The organism is Kitasatospora sp. MBT63 (genome assembly GCF_000710465.2).
Taxonomy (GTDB): Bacteria; Actinomycetota; Actinomycetes; order Streptomycetales; family Streptomycetaceae; genus Kitasatospora.
In genome coordinates, this window is record NZ_JAIZ01000588.1 from 1 (window position 1) to 3,736 (window position 3,736).

The window sequence follows — 3,736 nt, forward strand, 5'->3', positions numbered from 1 at the left end:
CGGGTCGCCGAGCAGCACGATCCGCTCCCGGCGGCGTTCGGCGAGCGGGTCGGGCAGCGGGACGGCGGACAGCAGCGCCTTGGTGTAGGGGTGTGCGGGGTTGCCGTACACCTCCTGCTTGTCGCCGATCTCGACGATCCGGCCGAGGTACATCACGGCGACCCGGTGGCTGATGTGCCTGACCACGGCGAGGTCGTGGGCGATGAAGAGGTACGCGACGCCGAGTTCGCGCTGCAGGCGTTCCATCAGGCCGACGATCTGGGCCTGGATGGAGACGTCGAGGGCGGAGACCGGTTCGTCGGCGACGACCAGTTCGGGGCGGGTGGCGAGGGCGCGGGCGATGCCGATGCGCTGGGCCTGGCCGCCGGAGAACTGGTGGGGGTAGCGCTCCAGGTGTTCCGGGGCGAGGCCGACCAGCCGGATCAGGTCGCGGACCTCGGCGGCGGTGCGGGCCGGGTCGGTGCCCTGGGCGCGCAGCGGGGCGGAGATGATCTGCTGGACGGTCTGCCGGGGGTTGAGCGAGGCGAACGGGTCCTGGAAGATCATCTGCAACTTGCTGCGCAGCGGGCGCAGTTGGCGCTGGCCGGTGCGGGTGATGTCCTGGCCGCGGAAGGCGATCCGGCCGGCGGTGGGGTCGAGCAGGCGGACCAGCATCCGGCCGGTGGTGGACTTGCCGCAGCCGGATTCGCCGACCAGGCCGAGCGTCTCGCCGGGCCGGACGTCGAAGCTGACCCGGTCGACGGCGCGCACGCCCGCGCGCCGGCGCAGGACGCCGCCGCCGACGGGGAAGGTCATGCCCAGGTCCTGCACGGTGAGCAGGGGCTCCGTCATGCGGTCACCTCCTCGGGGTCGGTGCGGCCCTCGGACAGGGTGTCCAGCAGGCAGGCGGTGCGGTGGTGTTCGGCGACCAGGCGCAGCGGGGGGCGTTCGGCGGTGCAGGCGGCGCGGCCGGCCGCGGGGGCGGCGGCGTAGACCGGGCAGCGGGGGTGGAAGGCGCAGCCGGGCGGCGGGGCGAGCAGCGAGGGCGGGCTGCCGGGGATGGCGGACAGCGCGGCGGTGCCGTCGTCGTCGAGGCGGGGCAGGGAGTCCAGCAGGCCGCGGGTGTAGGGGTGCCGCGGGGAGCCGAACAGCGTTTCGGCGGGGGCCTGTTCGGCGGCCGAGCCGCCGTACATGACCAGGACCTCGTCGGCCACCCGGGCGATCACGCCGAGGTCGTGCGTGATCATGATGATGCCGAGGCCGCGTTCCTGCTGGAGTCCCATCAGCAGTTCGAGCACCTGGGCCTGGACGGTGACGTCGAGGGCGGTGGTGGGTTCGTCGGCGATGATCAGGTCGGGTTCGCAGGAGAGGGCCAGGGCGATCATCGCCCGCTGGCGCATGCCGCCGGAGAACTGGTGCGGGTACTCGCCCGCCCGGCGGGCCGGTTCGGGGATGCCGACGTCGCCGAGCACCTCGACGGCGCGGGCCCACGCGGCCTTGCGGCCGGCGCCGAAGTGCTCCCGGTAGGCCTCGGCGATCTGGTCGCCGATGGTGAAGTAGGGGTGCAGCGAGGTGAGGGCGTCCTGGAAGACCATCGCCATCCGGCGTCCGCGCAGGCGGCGTACGGTCTCCGGGTCGGCGCCGATCAGTTCGGTGCCGTCGAAGCGGACCGAGCCGGTCACCTCGGCGCCGCGGTGCAGGCCCATGACGGCCAGCGAGGTGACGGACTTCCCGGATCCGGACTCGCCGACGATGCCGAGCGTGCGGCCGGCCTCCACGGTGAAGTCCACTCCCCGTACGGCCTGTACGTCGCCCTCGGCGGTGCGGAACCCGACGGTGAGGTCCTTGACTTCGAGCAGGGTCACGACAGCCTCGCCCTCGGGTCGATCCAGGCGTAGACCACGTCCACGACCAGGTTGGAGGTGACGATGAAGAAGGAGGCGAGCAGGGTGATCCCCATGACCACCGGCTGGTCGGCCTTGCCGAGGGAGTCGGCGAAGAGCTTGCCGACGCCGGGGAGGCCGAAGAGCGACTCGGTGATCAGCGCGCCGGCCAGCAGGCCGCCGAGGTCCATGCCGAGCATGGTGGCGACCGGGGTGAGCGCGGGGCGCAGGCCGTGTTTGGCCACCACCCGGCGCTCGCGCAGGCCCTTGGCCCGGGCGGTGCGCACGTACGGTTCGGCCATCGTCTCGATGACGGAGTTGCGGGTCATCCGGGCGTACATGGCGGCGGACATCAGCGCCAGGGTGATCCACGGCAGGATCAGGTTCTCGATCCACTGGCCGGGGTGCTCGCCGAAGGCGATGTAGCGCGGGTACGGGATCAGGTCGAGCTTGGCGACCACCAGGTAGAGCAGCACCATGGCGGTGAAGTAGACCGGCAGGGCGGCGACGCCGATGGTGCCGACCATCAGGGTGCGGTCGATCCAGGTGCCCCGGCGCAGCGCCGAGAGCACCCCGGCGGCAAGGCCCAGGACCAGCCACAGGAAGGCGGCGCCGACGGCCAGCGAGATGCTGGCGGGGAGCCGGTCCATCATCAGGTCCCAGACCGGCTGGGCGCTCTGGTAGGAGTAGCCGAAGCAGGGGAAGGAGCAGTGCACGGCGTAGCTGCCGCTGCCCAGGGTCTGGCCGGCGAAGATGCCGGCCAGGTAGCGGCCGAACTGGACGATCAGCGGGTCGTCGAGGCCCATCTGCTGGCGGACCAGCAGGATCCGCTCGGCGGAGCAGTCCTTGCCGCAGAACTGGGCGGCCGGGTCGGTCGGCAGCAGGTAGAAGACGGCGAAGGTGATGGCGCAGATCACCACGAGGGTGAAGGCGATGCCGATCAGGCGCCGGACCAGGAATCCGATCATGCCCGGCCGCCCTTCGGGTCGAGGGCGTCGCGCAGCGCGTCGCCGAGCAGGGTGAAGGCCAGCACCACCAGGAACAGGCAGCTGCTGGGCAGGATGAAGAACATCGGGTCGACCTTGTAGTAGGGCACCGCGTCCGAGATCATCTGCCCCCAGGAGGGCGTCGGCGGGCGGACCCCGACCCCGAGGTAGGTGAGTGCGGCCTCGGCGCCGATCAGCCCGGGGATCGCCAGGGTGACGTACACGATGATGGTGCCGGTGAGGTTGGGCAGGATCTCGGTGAACAGGATCCGGGCGCTGGAGGTGCCGCAGGCGCGGGCCGCCTCGACGTACTCGCGGTGTTTGAGCGAGAGGGTCTGGCCGCGGATCAGCCGGGCGATGTAGGGCCAGCCGAAGACGCTCATCACCAGGATCAGCAGCAGGATCCGGTTGGCGTCGCGGGCCACCGAGAGCAGCGCGATCATGAAGATCAGGCTGGGGAAGGACATCATGACGTCCATGAAGCGGCTGATCACGGCGTCGGTCCGGCCGCCGAAGTAGCCGGCGGTGATGCCCAGCAGGACGCCGATGACGGTGGTGATGAGGGCGGCGCTGAAGGCGACCAGCAGGCTGATCTGGGCGCCGTACAGGAGCCGGGCGAAGATGTCGCGGCCGAGGGCCGGTTCGACGCCGAGCCAGTGGCCGGCGCTGACGCCGCCGAGCGCGCCCTTGGGCATGCCGCCGAGGTAGAGGTCGAGGGCCTTCTTGTCGGTGTCGGCCGGGCCGTGGCCGCCGAGGGCGCTGAGCACGGGGGCGAGCAGGGCGGCCAGGACGAAGAAGACGATGATGCCGAGGCCCACCATGGCGGGCCGTTCGCGGCGCAGGCGGTGCCAGGCGAGGCGCCAGGGGGAGGCGGGGGGTGCGGCGGGC

4 protein-coding genes are annotated in these 3,736 nt (G+C 71.9%); all 4 read right to left on the reverse strand.

Translation table 11 applies throughout. From position 1 onward, the window contains the following. A partial coding sequence (locus tag AA75_RS31155; protein WP_033823671.1) for an ABC transporter ATP-binding protein occupies positions 1 to 831 on the reverse strand: 831 nt, incomplete at its 3' end. After that, complete coding sequence (locus AA75_RS31160; RefSeq protein ID WP_082526967.1) at positions 828 to 1,844, reverse strand: ABC transporter ATP-binding protein; 1,017 nt, start codon at positions 1,842 to 1,844, stop codon at positions 828 to 830. The genes AA75_RS31155 and AA75_RS31160, both read right to left, overlap by 4 nt. Beyond that, entirely contained in the window at positions 1,841 to 2,830 is a 990-nt protein-coding gene (locus AA75_RS31165) for an ABC transporter permease (RefSeq protein WP_033823672.1), read from the reverse strand. The genes AA75_RS31160 and AA75_RS31165 overlap by 4 nt, the downstream gene beginning before the upstream one ends. Next, positions 2,827 to 3,736: ABC transporter permease (locus tag AA75_RS31170; protein ID WP_033823674.1), on the reverse strand; the 910-nt coding region annotated here is incomplete at its 5' end. The genes AA75_RS31165 and AA75_RS31170, both read right to left, overlap by 4 nt.

Excerpts from the sequence above, each read along its gene's own strand:
- AA75_RS31165 (WP_033823672.1), bottom strand. The coding sequence starts at position 2,830 with ATGATCGGATTCCTGGTCCGGCGCCTGATCGGCATCGCCTTCACCCTC.